Origin of the sequence: Arthrobacter sp. KNU-44 (assembly GCF_051843155.1) — a bacterium.
Taxonomy (GTDB): domain Bacteria; phylum Actinomycetota; class Actinomycetes; order Actinomycetales; family Micrococcaceae; genus Arthrobacter.
Genome location: NZ_JBPXNG010000002.1, coordinates 3,299,207 through 3,316,165, shown reverse-complemented (window position 1 = coordinate 3,316,165; position 16,959 = coordinate 3,299,207). Strand labels below are relative to the sequence as shown.

Annotated in this window: 20 protein-coding genes; 12 read left to right on the top strand and 8 right to left on the bottom strand. The window is 61.0% G+C overall.

Going from position 1 to position 16,959, the window contains the following annotated elements:
* The first annotated feature begins 13 nt into the window (after positions 1-13).
* From ACSVHC_RS16580 to ACSVHC_RS16540, 9 genes are all read left to right on the top strand, one after another.
* Positions 14-205: a Flp family type IVb pilin gene (locus ACSVHC_RS16580; protein ID WP_437771039.1), complete on the top strand. Its 192-nt coding sequence runs from the start codon at positions 14-16 to the stop codon at positions 203-205.
* A gap of 8 nt (positions 206-213) precedes the next feature.
* A complete protein-coding gene (locus tag ACSVHC_RS16575; RefSeq protein ID WP_439181135.1) occupies positions 214-405 on the top strand; it encodes a Flp family type IVb pilin in 192 nt (63 codons plus the stop codon).
* Between the two features lie 200 nt (positions 406-605).
* A complete protein-coding gene (cpaB, locus tag ACSVHC_RS16570) occupies positions 606-1,343 on the top strand; it encodes a Flp pilus assembly protein CpaB (RefSeq protein ID WP_439181134.1) in 738 nt (245 codons plus the stop codon).
* The gene (locus ACSVHC_RS16565) at positions 1,340-2,536 is read left to right on the top strand and encodes an AAA family ATPase (RefSeq protein ID WP_437771040.1); all 1,197 of its coding nucleotides are present in this window, start codon (positions 1,340-1,342) and stop codon (positions 2,534-2,536) included. Before cpaB ends, ACSVHC_RS16565 begins: the two co-directional genes overlap by 4 nt.
* Positions 2,533-3,978 (top strand): CpaF family protein, encoded by a 1,446-nt coding sequence (locus ACSVHC_RS16560; RefSeq protein ID WP_437771041.1) that lies wholly within the window; start codon positions 2,533-2,535, stop codon positions 3,976-3,978. The genes ACSVHC_RS16565 and ACSVHC_RS16560 overlap by 4 nt, the downstream gene beginning before the upstream one ends.
* A complete protein-coding gene (locus tag ACSVHC_RS16555; RefSeq protein WP_437771042.1) occupies positions 3,975-4,922 on the top strand; it encodes a type II secretion system F family protein in 948 nt (315 codons plus the stop codon). The genes ACSVHC_RS16560 and ACSVHC_RS16555 overlap by 4 nt, the downstream gene beginning before the upstream one ends.
* Before the next feature lie 8 nt (positions 4,923-4,930).
* The gene (locus tag ACSVHC_RS16550) at positions 4,931-5,833 is read left to right on the top strand and encodes a type II secretion system F family protein (RefSeq protein WP_437771043.1); all 903 of its coding nucleotides are present in this window, start codon (positions 4,931-4,933) and stop codon (positions 5,831-5,833) included.
* A 66-nt stretch (positions 5,834-5,899) separates the two neighbouring features.
* Entirely contained in the window at positions 5,900-6,355 is a 456-nt protein-coding gene (locus tag ACSVHC_RS16545; RefSeq protein WP_437771044.1) for a TadE/TadG family type IV pilus assembly protein, read from the top strand.
* Positions 6,343-7,812: a pilus assembly protein TadG-related protein gene (locus ACSVHC_RS16540; RefSeq protein ID WP_439181133.1), complete on the top strand. Its 1,470-nt coding sequence runs from the start codon at positions 6,343-6,345 to the stop codon at positions 7,810-7,812. The genes ACSVHC_RS16545 and ACSVHC_RS16540 overlap by 13 nt, the downstream gene beginning before the upstream one ends.
* Positions 7,813-7,906: 94 nt before the next feature.
* Here the strand turns inward: ACSVHC_RS16540 and ACSVHC_RS16535 are convergent, their stop codons facing one another.
* From ACSVHC_RS16535 to ACSVHC_RS16500, 8 genes are all read right to left on the bottom strand, one after another.
* Positions 7,907-8,797: a tRNA pseudouridine synthase A gene (locus ACSVHC_RS16535; protein WP_437771046.1), complete on the bottom strand. Its 891-nt coding sequence runs from the start codon at positions 8,795-8,797 to the stop codon at positions 7,907-7,909.
* Between the two features lie 32 nt (positions 8,798-8,829).
* Entirely contained in the window at positions 8,830-9,390 is a 561-nt protein-coding gene (gene rplQ, locus ACSVHC_RS16530; RefSeq protein WP_437771047.1) for a 50S ribosomal protein L17, read from the bottom strand.
* Between the two features lie 66 nt (positions 9,391-9,456).
* Positions 9,457-10,467 carry a DNA-directed RNA polymerase subunit alpha gene (locus ACSVHC_RS16525; protein WP_011692778.1) on the bottom strand — a complete coding sequence of 337 codons (1,011 nt, stop codon included), beginning with the start codon at positions 10,465-10,467 and terminating at the stop codon, positions 9,457-9,459.
* A 142-nt stretch (positions 10,468-10,609) separates the two neighbouring features.
* Positions 10,610-11,011, bottom strand: coding sequence for a 30S ribosomal protein S11 (gene rpsK / locus ACSVHC_RS16520; RefSeq protein WP_028265083.1), 402 nt, complete (start codon positions 11,009-11,011; stop codon positions 10,610-10,612).
* Positions 11,012-11,056: 45 nt separating this feature from the next.
* A complete protein-coding gene (rpsM, locus tag ACSVHC_RS16515; protein WP_011775569.1) occupies positions 11,057-11,434 on the bottom strand; it encodes a 30S ribosomal protein S13 in 378 nt (125 codons plus the stop codon).
* A gap of 191 nt (positions 11,435-11,625) precedes the next feature.
* A complete protein-coding gene (gene rpmJ / locus ACSVHC_RS16510) occupies positions 11,626-11,739 on the bottom strand; it encodes a 50S ribosomal protein L36 (protein ID WP_011775570.1) in 114 nt (37 codons plus the stop codon).
* Between the two features lie 75 nt (positions 11,740-11,814).
* Positions 11,815-12,036 (bottom strand): translation initiation factor IF-1, encoded by a 222-nt coding sequence (gene infA / locus ACSVHC_RS16505; protein WP_009358723.1) that lies wholly within the window; start codon positions 12,034-12,036, stop codon positions 11,815-11,817.
* 257 nt (positions 12,037-12,293) lie between these two features.
* On the bottom strand, positions 12,294-13,244 hold the full coding sequence (locus tag ACSVHC_RS16500; protein WP_437771048.1) for a P1 family peptidase: 951 nt from the start codon (positions 13,242-13,244) through the stop codon (positions 12,294-12,296).
* 344 nt (positions 13,245-13,588) lie between these two features.
* Here ACSVHC_RS16500 and ACSVHC_RS16495 point away from each other — a divergent pair, with 344 nt between their 5' ends.
* From ACSVHC_RS16495 to ACSVHC_RS16485, 3 genes are read left to right on the top strand one after another with little or no spacing between them, the layout of a single operon-like run.
* A complete protein-coding gene (locus ACSVHC_RS16495; RefSeq protein ID WP_437771049.1) occupies positions 13,589-14,539 on the top strand; it encodes a carbohydrate ABC transporter permease in 951 nt (316 codons plus the stop codon).
* The gene (locus tag ACSVHC_RS16490) at positions 14,536-15,474 is read left to right on the top strand and encodes a carbohydrate ABC transporter permease (RefSeq protein WP_437771050.1); all 939 of its coding nucleotides are present in this window, start codon (positions 14,536-14,538) and stop codon (positions 15,472-15,474) included. The genes ACSVHC_RS16495 and ACSVHC_RS16490 overlap by 4 nt, the downstream gene beginning before the upstream one ends.
* Before the next feature lie 59 nt (positions 15,475-15,533).
* Positions 15,534-16,880 (top strand): ABC transporter substrate-binding protein, encoded by a 1,347-nt coding sequence (locus ACSVHC_RS16485; protein WP_234749072.1) that lies wholly within the window; start codon positions 15,534-15,536, stop codon positions 16,878-16,880.
* The last annotated feature ends 79 nt before the right edge of the window (positions 16,881-16,959 follow it).

Genomic DNA, 16,959 nt, shown 5'->3' with positions numbered 1-16,959 from the left:
GGAAGGTTTTCCGATGTCAACTCTCATGATCCACACCCTCGCATTCATCGCCGGCGTAAAAGACCGGTTCTCCTCCGAAAAGGGCGCGACAGCCGTTGAATACGGTTTGCTTGTTGCACTGATCGCGGCGGTAATCGTCGCCGTCGTTGCAACCCTCGGTACGCAAATCAACAGCGCCTTCAACACAATCTCGGGCAAGCTCTAACAAGTCCAATGAGGCACCTGATAATGCGAGCCCTGCCCCTTAGTTGGCGGGCGCAGCAGTTGGTCAGATCCGAAACTGGCGCGACTGCCGTCGAGTACGGCTTGTTGGTTGCACTGATCGCGGCGGTCATTGTCGCGATCGTGATCACCCTGGGTGGTCAGATCAACACAGCGTTTACATCTGTTTCAACGGCCTTGTAATCCAGAGGCTGAAACAATGCCCGGGGGCGGTGCTGACGATCGGAGCCAAAATTCCGCCACGCAGTCACCGCTCCTGGGCATTTCTATTGTGTCGCCGCCAACGCCGGCCACGCCCCAAAGATGCATTTCATTATTCTTGTTGAACATACAGGGGCAGTCACGATTCAACTTTCCAAATAAGATTTACGTGAGGGGAACAAGTGAAAACTCGCCTACTGGGAGGCATTGTTGCTCTTGTGCTGGCCGTTGTTGGCACACTGCTACTGGTCTCATACGTTCAGGGGGCCGAAGCTCGGGCCCAACGGGATCTCCAACCCGTCGACGTTTTGGTGGTGCAAAGCCAAATACCATCCGGCGCAACTGCGGATAGCATCAAAGCTGCTGTGAAACTCGTCTCGCTGCCGCAAGCTTCAGTTCCCAACGGGGCACTGAAGAGCCTCGACGGCCTGCAGGGCAAAGTGGCTGCAACTGACTTGCTCCCGGGTGAGGCCCTGGTTGGGGCCCGTCTGGTAGATCCGAACACCCTGGCAGCCCCGGGATCGGTTCCCGTTCCACCTGGAATGCAGGAAATCTCTGTCCAGCTGGAGGCCCAGCGGGTCATCGGGGGCCGCATACAAGCCGGTGACACTGTCGGCGTCATTGTGCTTTTTGCGGACGGTGCAGCTGGGGAAACAGCCCAACAGGTCTTCCACAAAGTCATGGTTACCAGCGTCCAGCGCGCGGATTCCAAACCTTCTACGACGGCTCAAGACCCCAAAGCGCAGGCCAACACACAGCTTCCTTCCGGGTCGCTCCTGGTCACCGTTGCCCGCAACGACGTCGATTCAGCCAAAATAGCCCTGGCCGCACAGTTCGGCACGATTTGGCTCACCAAGGAGCCGGCGTCCACTACTGAAAGTGCGCCCACGGTCGTCAAGAAGGCAGATGTGTTCCGATGAGCCGTTTCGTGGTAATCACGCCAGACCAAGACTTTGAACGCCGCGCCCGGCTAGCTACGAAGGGACTCCATGGCGCGATCCATGTTATCGTCGCCGATTACCTGCCCCCGAGTCCCGACGATATCCTCCGGATACTGACGGGCGAACCCGTTGAAGTAATACTCTTGGGTCCTGGCCTCCCGCTGGAGGACTCAATTCGGATTGCGAGTCTCTTCGACCTCCAATACCCGGAAATTAGCATTGTTGTCGTCACGGAGAAAGAAGCGGATGTCGCCCTGCCAGCCATGCGCGCAGGCGTCCGGGATCTTCTTGCGCCCCACGCCCAGTCTGATGACATCCGGGCCATGCTGGAGCGCTCGAGCTTGGCAGCAGCCAGTCGGCGGCGCGGACTGAGTAATTCCGTTGAAAGCCACCCAGGCGCTGGCAGGATCATCTCCGTCATGTCGCCCAAGGGAGGAGTCGGAAAGACAACCGTCACCACGAACCTCGCGGTGGGCCTTGGCAAAGTTTCGCCCATGGGAGTCGTGGTCCTGGATCTCGACTTGCAGTTTGGTGACGTCGCTTCAGGACTCATGCTGGAACCGGAACGGACTCTCGCCGATGCAGTACAAGGAGCTGCCGTCCAGGACAGCATGGTTCTGAAATCCTACCTGTCCGTGCATCCGGCTGGGATCTATGCACTCTGCGCCCCCCTGAATCCGGTGGATTCCGACAAGATCTCCGGCGCCCAAGTGGCCCATCTGATCCAACAACTCTCCACGGAGTTTCAATTTGTGGTGGTTGATACCGCCCCAGGCCTGGGGGAACACGTCCTTTCCACACTCGAAGTCGCCACTGATTCCGTCTGGGTGTGCGGCATGGACATCCCCAGCATCCGGGGCCTCCGAACCGGCTTCGGGATACTCAACGAACTTGGGCTATTGAGTGAACACCGTCACGTCATCCTCAATTTCGCCGACCGTCGCAGCGGGCTCACACTCAAAGACGTGGAAGCCACGATCGGCTGTCCCGTCGACGTCGTGCTTCCACGGTCCCGGACGGTACCTTACTCCACGAACAAAGGGGTACCGCTACTTCAAGACGGAACCCGAGATCCAGCGGCTAAAGGCCTGGCGCAATTGGTTGAGCGATTCAAACCCGACTGGGAAGAACGGTCTCATAAGAAACTTCACAGAAGGGCAGTAGTCCAATGAGCCTGAGCAGACGACTCCAAGCCGCCCGAGGGATTGAAACCGCCGTCGCGGAACCTCCAAACACTAGCGAGTCCGTTCCCTGGGGCGCCCCCACAATCGGAGGCGCAGGGCAGTCCCCTAGCCATTCCAGTGCAAGGGAAGCATCAGATACGAATGAAGCGCTCAACGCCGTCAAGGAACGCGTCGGTACCGCACTGTACGAGCGAATGGGGAGCCGAATCACCGACTCGTCGATGGACGAGGCTGAGCTGCACCAATACGTCAAGGACGAACTCCGAGTCATTATCGAACAGGACGAGATTCCGCTGACTATCTCTGAACGCCAGCGCCTGGTCCAGGAAATTATCGACGACGTCCTCGGACTCGGCCCGCTCCAGAAATTCCTGGAAGAAGAAGCCGTCACAGAGATCATGGTCAACGGAGCAGAAAAAGTCTACGTCGAGCGGGGCGGAAGGCTGCATCTTACCGCTGCCAAATTCAACGACGAAGAGCACCTCCGGCGCATCATCGAACGCATCGTGACCAAAGTCGGCCGGCGAATCGACGAGTCTTCCCCCTTGGTGGACGCGCGGCTTTCCGATGGTTCCCGCGTCAACGCCATCATTGCCCCCCTTGCCATCAACGGTTCAGCACTGACTATCCGCAAGTTTAGCCGCGTCCCACTCAGCGTGGAGAAGCTGATCTCCTTCGGCACAATATCCCCCGAAATGGCCGAATTGCTTCATGCCTGTGTTCAGGCTCGGTTGAACATTGTTGTTTCCGGCGGTACGGGCACCGGCAAGACCACATTGTTGAATGTCCTCTCCAGCTTCCTTCCGGCTGACGAAAGAATCGTCACCATCGAGGATGCAGTGGAGCTCCAGCTGCAGCAGGAGCACGTTGTCCGCTTGGAAAGCCGCCCGCGCAATATCGAAGGAAAAGGCGAAATCAGCATCAGGGACCTCGTACGAAATTCCCTCCGTATGCGCCCCGACCGTATCGTCATCGGTGAAGTCCGCGGCGGGGAATCCCTGGACATGCTCCAGGCGATGAACACTGGTCACGATGGGTCCATCTCGACAGTGCACGCCAACTCCCCACGTGACGCGATTGCCCGCTTGGAAACCCTGGTGCTCATGGCAGGCATGGATTTGCCTCTCCGTGCTATCCGCGAACAAATCGCTTCCGCAATCAACCTGATTGTCCACATTTCAAGGCTTCGCGATGGAACCAGGCGAGTCACGCACGTGACGGAGGTTCAGGGAATGGAGGGCGATATCGTCACGCTCCAGGATGCGTTTGTGTTCGATTACGCAGCAGGGGTCGATGCGAATGGACGCTTCCTGGGACGCCCGGTTCCGACGGGGGTACGTCCCCGGTTCGCGGATCACTTCGCCGATCTAGGAATCACCCTCTCTCCGTCGGTTTTTGCTCCGGCACCGGTGGGGGGCGCGTTTAGATGACCAGCGCCAACCCAGCGTTCCTGGCAATCGGCGTAGGGCTGTGTTTCGTCTCGCTGAGCATCTTCCTGATCGCTACTTTAGGATCTGGTCGCGGCCAGATTGCGTTGTCCCGCAGACGCCCCGGGGTCTCCGATAGCCGCTCTCTGCTCACCAAGGCCACCGATCAGGCCACCTCGTTCGTCGAACGCCGCGTCGGCCGCAGCGCCAGTTTCGGCAGTCGAGAGTCCCTGGATCGGGCCGGTCTTAAGATGAGCCAGGCAGACTTCATTCTCCTAGTGGCATGCGCTGCTATCACTGCTGGTTTTATCGGGTTCGTTGTCAATGGAATAGCATTTGGCATCCTGTTCTTTTTGGCCACCCCGATCGCTGCCATCATTCTCCTGAAGGTCCTGACGGGGCGGCGGCGGGCAAAATTCGAAGACCAACTCGGCGATACCTTGCAAATGCTTGCCGGTGGCCTCCGGGCCGGCCACAGTCTTCTCCGTTCGGTGGATGCCGTCGCCAAGGAAACCGAGGCACCCACGTCCGAAGAACTTGCAAGAATCGTCAATGAAACCAGGCTTGGCCGCGAACTCAGAGACTCCATCCAGGATGCCGCACATCGCCTTCGCAGCGAGGACTTCGACTGGACGGGTCAAGCGATTGAAATCCACCGCGAAGTGGGTGGGGATTTGGCAGAAGTCCTGGACCATGTGGGCGAGACCATTCGGGAACGATCCCAAATCAAGGGTCAAGTGAAGTCCCTGAGTGCGGAGGGTCGACTGTCGGCCTACATCCTCACGGGCCTGCCTATAGCGGTGTTTCTTTGGCTGAGTGTTGCAAATCCCAGCTACGTAGGAACTCTATACACAACCTTCTTGGGCTGGGTCATGCTGGTGGTCGGGACATTGCTACTCATGACCGGCGCTTTCTGGCTCAGTCGAGTTATAAAGATCAAGTTCTAGGGGAGATCATGACGGCAATGGCATGGGTGATCGTGACAATCATTATCGTTCCCATCACATACATTGTGTGGTCCGTAGTATCCGTGGATCGGAGGGGATACGCAGCTGTTCGTTCCAATTTGAATCGAGGCCGGAACCTCATTGGTAACACCGGGGCCGGGGCGCTTACAACGAACGAAGCAAAGCAATCCGCGCCCCTGGGGGTTCGCGTTACGCCCAAAGGCTACGCTGCGTGGCTCGACAAACTCCTGGCGAAAGCCGGCCGGCCGGCCCGCTTTCAGCTTGACCGCCTCCTCATGGCCAAACCAGCCCTGTCACTCATTGTCGCGGTCCTGGCGATCCTGGTCCTGCTGAAGTCGCCCAGCGGAAGCGGCGTGCTCGTGGCAATTGTCCTCACAGCGCTGGCATATTTCGTGCCGGACATCTTGATCCACGGGCGCGGCGCCGAGCGGCAAAAGGCCATCGAATTTGAACTTCCAAACACCTTGGATCAAATGCTGATCTCCGTCGAAGCCGGGCTCGGCTTCGAAACGGCTATGGCCAGGGCCGGTCAAAATGGCAAAGGACCACTTGCGGCAGAGCTAGCCCGGACGCTTCAGGACATGCAAGTGGGACGAACCCGCAAGGACGCCTACCTCTCCATGGCCGAACGCGCCGATGTGCCGGATCTTCGGAGTTTCGTCGCGGCAATCGTCCAGGCCGACATCTACGGCATTGCAATTGCCAATGTGCTCCGGTCCCAAGCCAAGCAAATGCGAATCAAACGCCGGCAGCGTGCGGAAGAAAAGGCCATGAAGCTGCCCGTGAAGGTCCTATTCCCGCTGATGTTTTGCATCCTTCCGGCGCTCTTCATCGTGATCATCGGGCCGGCAATTATCAGAGTAATGGACAGCATGGCTGGAGCGTACTAGCTCTCCAAGACCACAAAATCATTGGAAGTCTTCGGGTCCCCACAACACATTTTGAAGGAGCAACTAATGTCTAGACCCCGGGCAGGAAGGGCAGCGAAACGGAATGTTCGTCAGCGAGGTGCGGCGGCGGTTGAATTTGCCCTCGTCCTCCCCTTACTCCTCTCCATGCTCCTTGGCGTCATCGACTTCGGCACGGCTCTTGGGCAAAGCATCAGCCTCCAGGGTGCGGCGCGGGAAAGCGCACGGCAGGGTGTGACTCAAGGCGACGTCATTGCCTCCGCGAACTTGGCGAAGGGAATGATGGATAACACCAAACTCCAGGTGAAGTTCGTCGTGGATACGTCTGGGGGTACGCCCGGGGTGATGGTTGTGTGCTTGCGCTACCCCCAATCGTCCATGTCGGGCTTCTACTCGTGGGTACTCAATGGCTTCTTCGAGGCCAAAGCGGTCATGAAAATGGAAGGCGCAGCGGCTGTGACCTCAGGTTCACAGGGTTGGAGCGGAGGATCATGCACTCTCTAAAGGATAGAAACGGAAATACCGAAGCCGGTGTCGGTGAGAGCGGGAAACCGGTACGTCTGAGAATTGCTCACGGCGCTCGGCGTCCGGACCCGACGAGCCGGGAGCGAGGCGCGTCGATTCTCATGTTTGCGCTGCTGGTTCCCGTTCTCTTTGGCTCGGTAGCGTTGGCCATCGATTTCGGCCACTTGCTTTTCGAACGCCAGCACCTCAGTAATGCCTTGGATGCCGCCGCCTTAGCGGGTGTGACCTCCCTCCCGAACGATCCCGCCACGGCACAGAGTGCCGCGCTCTCGTACGCCAACTCGAACGATCCCGGCACCGTCCCCACCGTCAAATTCTGGTGTGTGGTCGGCTCCACGGGAGCCACCAAGACTGTGGCCAGCGGACAGGTACCCAGTGTCTGCGACCCGGGAACGGTCGCCGGCGCCAAGTGCAACGAGACGATCTGCGCAATCCCCTGCGTAGCGGGAAGCGGCCACACCTGCAACTCGATAACTGTGACCGCCTCTACGGATGTCCCCTTTGCGTTCGCACCGGTGATCGGCATAAACACCGGGAATACCGGATCTCTGTCCTCGAATGCATGCCGCGGATCCTGCGGCGCCCAGAGTCCCAACCCCATGAATGTTGCGATTGTCGCGGACCGGACAGGCAGCATGAGCGACGCTGATCTGTCCTCGCTTAAGTCAGGTATCCAGAGCACATTGCAGACCATGACAAACACCCAGCAATACGTGGCTCTGGGCACCATCGGGCGGAGCAGCTCCACCTCCGGTTGCATCACCAACCCCTCCGGCTCGCAAACAAGCGGCCCCTGGCTCCCGGTTCCCTTTTCCAACGACTACACGACCTCAGCCACACCACCGGCACTCAACAGCAGCAGCAATCTGGTCAAGGGTCTGCAGTGCTTGACCCACTCGGGCACAGGGACCAGCCTCGCATCGCCGATGAAGTCTGCAGCCAGATATCTGCTGGGCTTCGACACCAACAACCTGGCGACCCTCCCGACACGTTCAGGAACACCACGCAATGCGATTATCTTGGAGACCGATGGTCAGCCCAACGAACCTGACGTCGCCGGATCCACATCGGTAGCGACTCCCGGCGATATTGGAAGCTCCAACGGCGTCACAGCGTGCAACAATCTCTTAGCCGTGGCGGCTGATGCCAAGGCGCGTGGAATCTTGATCGTCACTGTCGGGTATAACCTCAGCACGGAACGATGCGGGGGTAGCGGAGCGTATGTGCGCGATGTCCTCGCCGCTGCGGCATCGCCGGACTCGCATGGTAATCCGAGCACAGCAAATAGCTGCACCACAGCCGCCGACATCTCCGCCGAGAATTCTGATGGCGACTACTTCTTCTGCGCAGGGAGCGGAACGGCGCTTGGCCCGATCTTTGTCTCGGCGATCAATGCGATCAGCGGTAACTCCCACCTGATCCAAATCCCGAGCTGAACGCTCGTCCAAGCGACAGGCTCTCAGTTCCCCCAAAGACCGGTCCTCCTCGACACCCAGAGTCGAGGAGGACCCCTTCGGACCACCGCGCCGCCTACTCCCGCCGCGCCCGCGTCAACTCGGCCCGCGCAAACAGTTCGTCGTCGGAAGGATAGGCCACTTCCTCGAGCACCAAGGGGTGCGGAGCAGCCAACACGGACTTGGCATCCCTCACACCAGCGAGCAGTCGCTCATGCAGCCACTCCGGACTTTCCAAGCCCTCCCCCACACGCAATGCGGATCCCACCAAGGCACGCACCATGTTGTGGCAAAAGGCATCTGCTTGGACGTTGGCCACCAGCACACCGTCGCTGCCGCGCACGAACTCAAACCGCTGCAGCTCGCGGATGGTGGTGGCTCCCTCACGGGGCTTGCAGTACGCGCGGAAATCCTGAAGCCCAAGCAGCGCCACTGCTCCCTGGTTCATCGCTCCCTCGTCCAGGGCGGCCTTGTGCCAAAGCGTCAGCCTGCGCAGGACGGGGTCCCAGCGTTCCGGGCCGTCGGCGATCCGGTAACTGTAGCGGCGCCACAACGCTGAGAAGCGAGCATCGAAACCGTCAGGCGCCAATCCGACGTCGTGCACTTCAATGGCCCCGGTTTCATCCTGCAGGACCCGGCTCAAGGCTCCCCTAAGCCTCCGCAACAGCGCGGCGGCGGGGTCGATCTCGTGGCCCCTCGGCAGCACGCCCCACTCCGCCTCGGACAGGTCAATGTGCGCCACTTGTCCGCGGGCGTGGACACCGGCATCGGTCCGTCCCGCCACGGTGACCCGTACGGGGCGCCGCACGATCAGTGCCAATGCCTCTTCCAACGATCCCTGCACGGTCCGGAGACCGGGCTGAAGCGCCCACCCGCTGAAGGGGCCGCCGTCGTACGAAAGATCCATCCGGACACGCAAAAACCCGCCGCCCCCCAAAACGGGGGCAGCGGGTTTTCGTTCGTTCATAGACTTAAGTCTACTGTGAAGAATTCAGTGAATTACTTCTTTTCCTCAGCGGCCGGAGCCTCTTCGGTTTCAGCAGCTTCAGCTTCGGGAGCCTCGGCTTCGGTCTCTGCGGCTTCAGTCTCAACGACCTCTTCCTCGACAACCGGAGCGGTCTCTTCGGCGGCCGGAGCAGCCTTCTCGGCGTCCCTCTTGGCAGCAGCAGTTGCCTCGGCAATTACAGCCTGCTTCGGGGAAACCGGCTCAAGAACCAGTTCGATGACAGCCATGGGAGCGTTGTCGCCCTTGCGGTTGCCGATCTTGGTGATGCGGGTGTAGCCACCATCGCGGTTGGCGACGGCGCCTGCGATGTCGGTGAACAGCTCGTGGACAACGCCCTTGTCGCTGATCAGGCCGAGCACGCGACGGCGGGAGGACAGGTCGCCGCGCTTGGCGAAGGTCACGAGGCGCTCTGCGTACGGCTTCAGGCGCTTGGCCTTGGTGACCGTCGTGGTGATGCGCTTGTGCTCGAACAAGGCTGCTGCCAGGTTCGCGAGCATCAGGCGCTCGTGAGCCGGACCGCCTCCGAGGCGCGGACCCTTAGTGGGGGTAGGCATAGTAATTTCTCCTGTAATGAAGGCCGTCCGGGTCCGAACGTGGACTCGGTGGCCAAGATCTGCTTGTTAGAGCTCGTCGTCGCTGAACGCGGCGTCGTCCTCTTCGATGGCTGCGGCGCGGGCTGCAAGATCGAAACCGGGAGGCGAGTCCTTGAGGGACAGACCCAGTTCAACCAGCTTTGCCTTGACCTCATCGATGGACTTCGCACCGAAGTTACGGATGTCCATCAGGTCAGCCTCGGAGCGGGCAACGAGTTCACCCACGGTGTGGATGCCCTCACGCTTGAGGCAGTTGTAGGAACGGACGGTGAGGTCCAGATCCTCGATCGGCAGTGCCATGTCAGCTGCCAAGGCAGCATCCGTCGGCGACGGGCCAATCTCGATACCTTCAGCTGCGGTGTTCAGCTCACGTGCAAGACCGAACAGTTCCACCAGGGTGGTGCCTGCCGAGGCAACGGCGTCGCGCGGGGCGATAGCCTGCTTGGTCTCGACGTCGACAATCAGCTTGTCGAAGTCAGTGCGCTGCTCAACACGGGTAGCTTCCACGCGGAAGGTAACCTTCAAGACCGGCGAGTAGATCGAGTCGACCGGAATACGGCCGATCTCGGAGTCGCCGGACTTGTTCTGAGCTGCCGAAACGTAGCCGCGGCCGCGTTCGATGGTCAGTTCGAGTTCGAACTTGCCCTTCGAGTTCAGCGTGGCAATGTGCAGATCCGGGTTGTGGAATTCGACGCCGGCCGGCGGAGCGATGTCCGCGGCCGTGACGACTCCGGGGCCCTGCTTGCGCAGGTATGCAACAACCGGCTCATCGTGCTCGGAGGACACGGAGAGGTTCTTGATGTTCAGGATGATCTCAGTGACATCTTCCTTGACACCCGGAACCGTCGTGAACTCGTGCAGCACGCCATCGATCCGGATGCTGGTTACAGCAGCACCGGGGATGGAAGAGAGCAGGGTACGGCGGAGGGAGTTTCCGAGGGTGTAACCGAAGCCCGGTTCCAGCGGTTCAATGATGAAACGCGAGCGGTTCTCGGAGACTACTTCTTCAGACAGAGTGGGGCGCTGTGCAATAAGCACTTAGGTTTCCTTTCGGCGAGCATCCGCTATATGACGCAACACAGGTGGTGGAAATCGGCTTGGTTCCGGCTTTGCCGGCCGGGCGCCACGGAGCAGTCAAGCTGTTCCGTGGCGGACCCGGCCGGCAAGGCCAAGAATCCAATTAGACGCGGCGGCGCTTCGGCGGGCGGCAACCGTTGTGGGCGCTGGGGGTGACGTCCTGGATGGAGCCAACCTCGAGGCCAGCGGCCTGCAGCGAACGGATTGCGGTCTCGCGTCCGGATCCCGGTCCCTTGACGAACACGTCAACCTTGCGCAGGCCGTGCTCCTGGGCGCGTTTTGCAGCAGCCTCGGCAGCCATCTGGGCGGCGAACGGGGTGGACTTACGGGAGCCCTTGAATCCAACCTCACCGGCGGAAGCCCAGGAGATTACAGCACCATTCGGGTCCGTGATGGACACGATGGTGTTGTTAAAGGTGCTCTTGATGTGCGCCTGGCCAAGCGCGATATTCTTCTTGTCCTTCTTACGCGGCTTGCGAACCGCGCCACGAGTCTTCGGGGGCATTATTTCTCCTACAGAAAGTTATCGGGGGAAAGTCAGCTGCTATTTCTAGCGGCCGGCTTTCTTCTTGCCGGCGACGGTACGCTTCGGGCCCTTGCGGGTACGAGCGTTGGTCTTCGTACGCTGACCGCGTACGGGCAGGCCCTTGCGGTGACGCAGGCCTTCGTAGCTGCCGATTTCAACCTTGCGGCGGATATCTGCTGCTACTTCGCGGCGAAGGTCACCCTCAACCTTGTAGTTGCCTTCAATGTAGTCACGCAGCTGGACCAGCTCGGCGTCAGTCAGGTCCTTGACCCGAACGTCAGCGCTGATGCCGGTGGCAGCCAGGGTTTCGTGTGCACGGGTCTTGCCCACGCCGTAGATGTAAGTAAGCGCAATTTCCAACCGCTTTTCGCGGGGAATGTCCACGCCAGCGAGACGAGCCATAGTGGCAGTACTCCTTGAATAAACCGGAGGTCGTAGGCAGTACACCCGCACTTTCAGTGCGGCCCCAGCCTCCGACCGGGGGTTAGCTGCCAGGCTCTAATACGTCCCGATTCAGCTTGTGCTGCCTTTATTTACTTGCGTGGGTTAGCAACCCAGGTTGCCCTCGCGGGCGCTAGTTCCCCTGCGGGGAATTAGCCCTGGCGCTGCTTGTGGCGCGGGTTCTCGCAGATCACCATGACCCGGCCATTACGGCGGATCACTTTGCACTTGTCGCAGATCTGCTTAACGCTCGGCTTGACCTTCATGGCGTTCCTTTGCGTGTTGCAGTTGGTCGGCTGTTGCGGCAACTACCCCGGTTTCCCGAGGCTGCCGCCCAGCAATTACTTGTAGCGGTAGACGATGCGACCACGTGTGAGGTCGTAAGGGCTTAGCTCCACCACTACGCGGTCCTCAGGGAGAATCCTGATGTAGTGCTGTCGCATCTTCCCCGAGATATGTGCAAGAACGATGTGCTTGTTGGTGAGCTCAACGCGAAACATCGCGTTGGGCAGCGCCTCAGTCACAACGCCCTCGATCTCAATGACCCCGTCCTTCTTGGCCATATCCTCCGCTAACTGTTGTTTGCCGCAGCCCTCCGGTTAGGCACCGGAAAATCTGCGGACGTTTTTTGTTTGTTTGGCCGTCCGGCTCTTGCCACTCCACGAAGCAGGACTCGCGACCTGTTAAATGGGCGTGGCTGTGGAGACAACCAACAAACAACTCTACGCCAAAATGGCACGAAAGTTAAATCCGCCCATGCTAGCGCAGACACCGGCACGGTGTCACCCTTCCGTGGACCGAGGAGCCCCCTTGGATCCCGCTAAACCTCGCCGTAGGCAGTGAAGGTGCCTGCCGCCGTCGTGATGGATTCCGCAGCCGCGACACCGTCAAGGACAGCCAGGCGGACGGCGTCCGCCGCCGCGCTTTGCAGGGTAATGAGCGAAACCTGCCTTGCTTGTTCCGAACTGCGGTCAAGCCCGACGGCGCCGGTCGCCAGCGCGAACACGGTGTCGCCGTCGGCGAGTGTATGGGATGGACTCAGCGCCCGGGCAAGGCCGGCGTGTGCCGCACTCGCGGTGCGCTTGCATTCGGCGGGGTCGAGGACCGCGTTGGTGGCGACGACGACGAGCGTGGTGTTCAGCGCCGGGGGCCCCGCCGGTTCTGAACTGCCGGATTCGATCCGCGGGGACGATGTGCCGAAAGGCATCCCCAACGCGTTGACCACCGCGAGCGCGCCCACCACCACGCCGCTATCCAAGGTGATCGACGAGGTGCCGACTCCCCCCTTGAAGGCGCCGCGGCCAATCACTGCACCGGTACCGGCGCCGATGTTTCCGCGTCCGACGTCGGCGTGCTCGCTTGAGGCCGCAGCCGCAACGGCCGCTTCGTATCCCATGGCTTCGTCGGGGCGGGCGGCGAAGTCACCGCCGCGGCCCAAGTCGAAGATCGCGGCGGCCGGAACGATCGGCACCACTCCCCCGGGCACGGCGAACCCGCGCCCTTGCTCTTCGCACCATCGCTGGGCGCCGTGGGCCGTGACCAAACCAAAGGCACTCCCGCCGGCGAGCACTACCGCGTCGACTGTGGGCACGAGGGTGGTGGGGTCGAGGGCGTCGGTCTCGTGCGTGCCGGGGCCGCCGCCTCGCACGTCTACCGATCCCACGGTCCCTCGCGGCGGAAGGACAACGGTCACCCCACTCAGCCAGCCATCGCCGATCCGCTGGACATGTCCCACCCGGATTCCTGGCACATCAGTGATCTTCGAAGTCATGTGCCTATTCTGCTCCCCGCCACCCAACTGACTGACAGTTGTTGTCGTTATCAGCCGCGATAACGACAACAACTGCGAGCTACTTGGGCATGCTCAGGATTTCCTGAGCACGCCGGGCCTCCTTCCGAACACAAACGGTAGTCGTGCCTCGAATGTAAACACGGCCCCATCCGCCACGGAACATCGGGTGAACAAGCGCAAAAGGCTTGTCCAACAATCCCGCGAACAGCCCTTTTTTTGACTTGACAGGTGCTCCCGTGTGGTGAGGTAAAACTAGCCGCCCCCTTGACCCAACAGTTCGGGTCCGGCGCGCCCCGATATCTGCGAACCGTTAGAGACCTCCCATGACAAGACAACTGACAGGTAGCCCCGCGCACACCGCGCAGGCTGTCCCGGCCCCTCAGCGCCGGGGACGCTGGTCCGGCCGAACCCGACGCGACTTCTTTGTGTTCCTGGCGCTGGCCTTGCCGAACTTGGCGCTGATCGCGGTGTTCACGTATCTGCCGTTGATCAACAACATGTATTACTCGACCCTTGACTGGACCTTGGGCTCCACCTCGGCCACCGTTGTGGGCTTCGACAACTACGTCAACTTCTTCACGAGCTCCGACGCCCCGCAAGTGCTTGGCACCACCCTCATCTTCACCGCGGTCACCGTGGGCGGTTCCATGGTGCTGGGCCTCTTGGTGGCCCTGGCCCTGAACGCGAAGGTCCGCGGCACTACCTTTGCGCGTTCCGCCGTCTTCGCCCCCTATGTCCTCAGCGGCGTAGGAGTCGGCCTCGTGTGGCTGTTCATCTTCGACCCCGGATACGGCGTGCTGTCCTGGCTGCTTCGCGGCATTGGCCAGCAAAGTCCCCAGTGGATCAACGATCCGCAGCTCTCCCTCGTGATGGTCATCATCGTCTACGTCTGGAAGAACCTGGGCTACTGCGCCGTCGTGTACCTCGCCGGACTCCAGTCGCTCCCGAAGGACGTCATGGAGGCAGCCTCCCTGGACGGCGCCAACGGCTTCCGCCGCTTCATGAGCATCTCCGTTCCGCTGCTCTCCCCCACCACGTTCTTCCTGTTGATCACCACGATGATCAGCTCGCTGCAGGCCTTTGACCTGATCCGCATCATGACGCCGCTCGGCAACGGCACCAGCACGCTGATCTACGAGGCCTATCTGCAGGCCTTCGGAGCCTACAACCGTGCCGGCTACTCGGCCGCCATCTCGGTAGTCCTCTTCGCCATCCTGCTCATCATCACCGTGCTCCAGTTGCGGTTCGTCGAACGGAAGGTGCACTACTCATGAGCACGCTCTCTCCCGTCAGCCCCAACCCCGCGACCGGCGTCGGGACCCTGAAAGCTCCCGACGGCGGTCCGGAGCTCCCAGCGCGGCGCGACAAGCCGTTCTCGCGCGCAAACCTCGTCCAGACACTGGCTGGAGGCTACATCCCGCTGATCGTGGCCACGCTGGTGGTTGTCCTGCCGTTGTTGTGGATGTTGCTGAGTTCCTTCAAGCAGCCCGGCGAGATCGTCACCACCGATCTCAAGATCCTGCCGCAGGGCCTGAACCTGGAGAACTACCACACGGCCATGACCACAGTGCCGTTCGCCCGGTTCTTCCTGAACAGCCTGATCGTCACCGTGGTAGGTTCCACGGTCAAGGTGATCCTCGCCATCCTGACGGCGTACGCCCTGGTCTTTGTCCGTTTCCCGTTCAAGAACGTCATATTCGTCGTGATCCTCGTGGCCCTGATGGTGCCGCCGCAGGTGTCGATCCTCCCCAACTACATCCTGATCGCGGGAATCGGCGGGAAGAACACCCTGTGGGGAATCATTCTTCCGGGACTCGGCACCGCCTTCGGAACCTTCCTGCTACGCCAGCATTTCAAGACGCTTCCGGGGTCCATCCTCGAAGCCGCGGAAATCGACGGCGCGGGCCACTGGCGCAGGCTGTGGCAAGTAGTGGCGCCCGTGTCGCTTCCCTCCATCGCCACCGTCGCCCTCGTCACCGTGGTCAGCGAATGGAACGACTACATCTGGCCCCTGATCATCACGGACCGGCCGGAAACCATGACCCTCCCGGTCGGCTTGACCCTGCTTCAGAACTCTGAAGGAAACGGCGCCGGCTGGGGGATCCTCATGGCCGGAGCAGTCCTGGTGATCATCCCCATCCTCCTGGTCTTCGCAGCGTTGCAACGCTACATCGTTGCCGGGCTCACCCAGGGCAGCGTCACTGGCTAGTAACACCGCACCTTCCACACAACCCCATCACCACCTTTGCATCCTTGAGAGGACCAACCATGGCAATGAATCTTGATCGTAGAAACTTCCTGGGGCTCGCCGGACTTGGAGTCGGCGCCGCCGCCCTGGCAGCATGCGGCGGTCCGTCGACCAGCGGCAGCGCAGCGAGCAGCAGCCCTTCGGACATCGACTTCACCGGCGTCAAGCCGGCCGGCTCGTTCGACTTTTGGACCAGCCACCCCGGACAGTCCCAGGCTGTCGAGCAATCCATCATCGACAAGTTCCAGGCGAAGTTCCCGGACATCAAGGTGAACCTCGTGACGGCAGGCGCCAACTACGAGGAGATCGCGCAGAAGTTCCAGACCTCGCAGGCCGCGAAGTCGGCCCTCCCCGGCCTCGTCGTGCTCTCCGACGTCTGGTGGTTCCGCTACTACACCAACGGCAACATCATTCCGTTGGACGGGCTCATCAAGCAGCTGGACGTCAAAATCGACGACTTCCAGAAGTCCCTCGTAGCGGACTACCAATACGCCAACAAGCAGTGGGCGCTTCCCTACGGCCGCTCCACCCCGCTCTTCTACTACAACAAGGACCACTTCAAGGCCGCCGGCCTTCCGGACCGGGCACCCAAGACCTGGCAGGAGTTCGCCGAGTGGGCCCCTAAGCTCCAGGCCAGCTCGGGCGCGAAGTACGCCTACATCTACCCGGCCCTTGCCGGATACGCCGGCTGGACCCTGCAGAACAACCTGTGGGGCTGGGGCGGCAGCTGGTCCAACGGCTGGACCTTCAACTGCGATTCCACCGAGTCCGTCACGGCCCTGCAGTGGGCCCAGGACTCCATCTACAAGGACAAGTGGGCCGGCGTCTCCTCCAAGAACGCCGCGGACGACTTCTCCGCAGGCATCACGTCCACCACGATCTCCTCCACCGGGGACCTGCTGGGCGTGCTGAAGTCCGCCAAGTTCAACGTCGGCGTCGGCTTCCTGCCGGGCGGCCCCAAGGCCGAGACCAACGTCTGCCCCACCGGCGGCGCCGGACTCGGGATTCCCAGCGGTGTGAGCAAGGAAGTCCAGCTCGCGGCTGCCACCTTCCTGAAATTCATGACCGAGCCGGAGAACACCGCTGCATTCTCGGCTGCGACCGGCTACATGCCCACGCGCGTCTCCGCGGACATGACGGCAGTCCTCGCCAAGACTCCCCAGATCAAGACGGCCATGGACCAGCTCGCCGTGACCAAGGTGCAGGACAACGCCCGCGTGTTCCTGCCTGGTGCCGATCAGGAGATGGCCAAGGCGGCCGCGAAGATCCTCACCCAGCAGGGCGACGTGAAGGCCACCATGACGGACCTCAAGACAACCCTCGATGGCATTTACACCAAGGACGTGAAGCCCAAGCTCAAGAGCTAGGTAAGCTTCCTGATACGCAGAATCCCTGGCGACACCCGAATTCGGGAGTCGCCAGGGATTTTCTGTTTCGGTTCCCGGC

Coding starts and splice junctions, on each gene's coding strand:
- ACSVHC_RS16580 (WP_437771039.1), top strand. CDS start 14: ATGTCAACTCTCATGATCCACACCCTCGCATTCATCGCCGGCGTAAAA.
- ACSVHC_RS16575 (WP_439181135.1), top strand. CDS start 214: ATGAGGCACCTGATAATGCGAGCCCTGCCCCTTAGTTGGCGGGCGCAG.
- ACSVHC_RS16565 (WP_437771040.1), top strand. CDS start 1,340: ATGAGCCGTTTCGTGGTAATCACGCCAGACCAAGACTTTGAACGCCGC.
- ACSVHC_RS16560 (WP_437771041.1), top strand. CDS start 2,533: ATGAGCCTGAGCAGACGACTCCAAGCCGCCCGAGGGATTGAAACCGCC.
- ACSVHC_RS16555 (WP_437771042.1), top strand. CDS start 3,975: ATGACCAGCGCCAACCCAGCGTTCCTGGCAATCGGCGTAGGGCTGTGT.
- ACSVHC_RS16550 (WP_437771043.1), top strand. CDS start 4,931: ATGACGGCAATGGCATGGGTGATCGTGACAATCATTATCGTTCCCATC.
- ACSVHC_RS16545 (WP_437771044.1), top strand. CDS start 5,900: ATGTCTAGACCCCGGGCAGGAAGGGCAGCGAAACGGAATGTTCGTCAG.
- ACSVHC_RS16540 (WP_439181133.1), top strand. CDS start 6,343: ATGCACTCTCTAAAGGATAGAAACGGAAATACCGAAGCCGGTGTCGGT.
- ACSVHC_RS16535 (WP_437771046.1), bottom strand. CDS start 8,797: ATGAACGAACGAAAACCCGCTGCCCCCGTTTTGGGGGGCGGCGGGTTT.
- rplQ (WP_437771047.1), bottom strand. CDS start 9,390: ATGCCTACCCCCACTAAGGGTCCGCGCCTCGGAGGCGGTCCGGCTCAC.
- rpsK (WP_028265083.1), bottom strand. CDS start 11,011: ATGCCCCCGAAGACTCGTGGCGCGGTTCGCAAGCCGCGTAAGAAGGAC.
- rpsM (WP_011775569.1), bottom strand. CDS start 11,434: ATGGCTCGTCTCGCTGGCGTGGACATTCCCCGCGAAAAGCGGTTGGAA.
- rpmJ (WP_011775570.1), bottom strand. CDS start 11,739: ATGAAGGTCAAGCCGAGCGTTAAGCAGATCTGCGACAAGTGCAAAGTG.
- infA (WP_009358723.1), bottom strand. CDS start 12,036: ATGGCCAAGAAGGACGGGGTCATTGAGATCGAGGGCGTTGTGACTGAG.
- ACSVHC_RS16500 (WP_437771048.1), bottom strand. CDS start 13,244: ATGACTTCGAAGATCACTGATGTGCCAGGAATCCGGGTGGGACATGTC.
- ACSVHC_RS16495 (WP_437771049.1), top strand. CDS start 13,589: ATGACAAGACAACTGACAGGTAGCCCCGCGCACACCGCGCAGGCTGTC.
- ACSVHC_RS16490 (WP_437771050.1), top strand. CDS start 14,536: ATGAGCACGCTCTCTCCCGTCAGCCCCAACCCCGCGACCGGCGTCGGG.
- ACSVHC_RS16485 (WP_234749072.1), top strand. CDS start 15,534: ATGGCAATGAATCTTGATCGTAGAAACTTCCTGGGGCTCGCCGGACTT.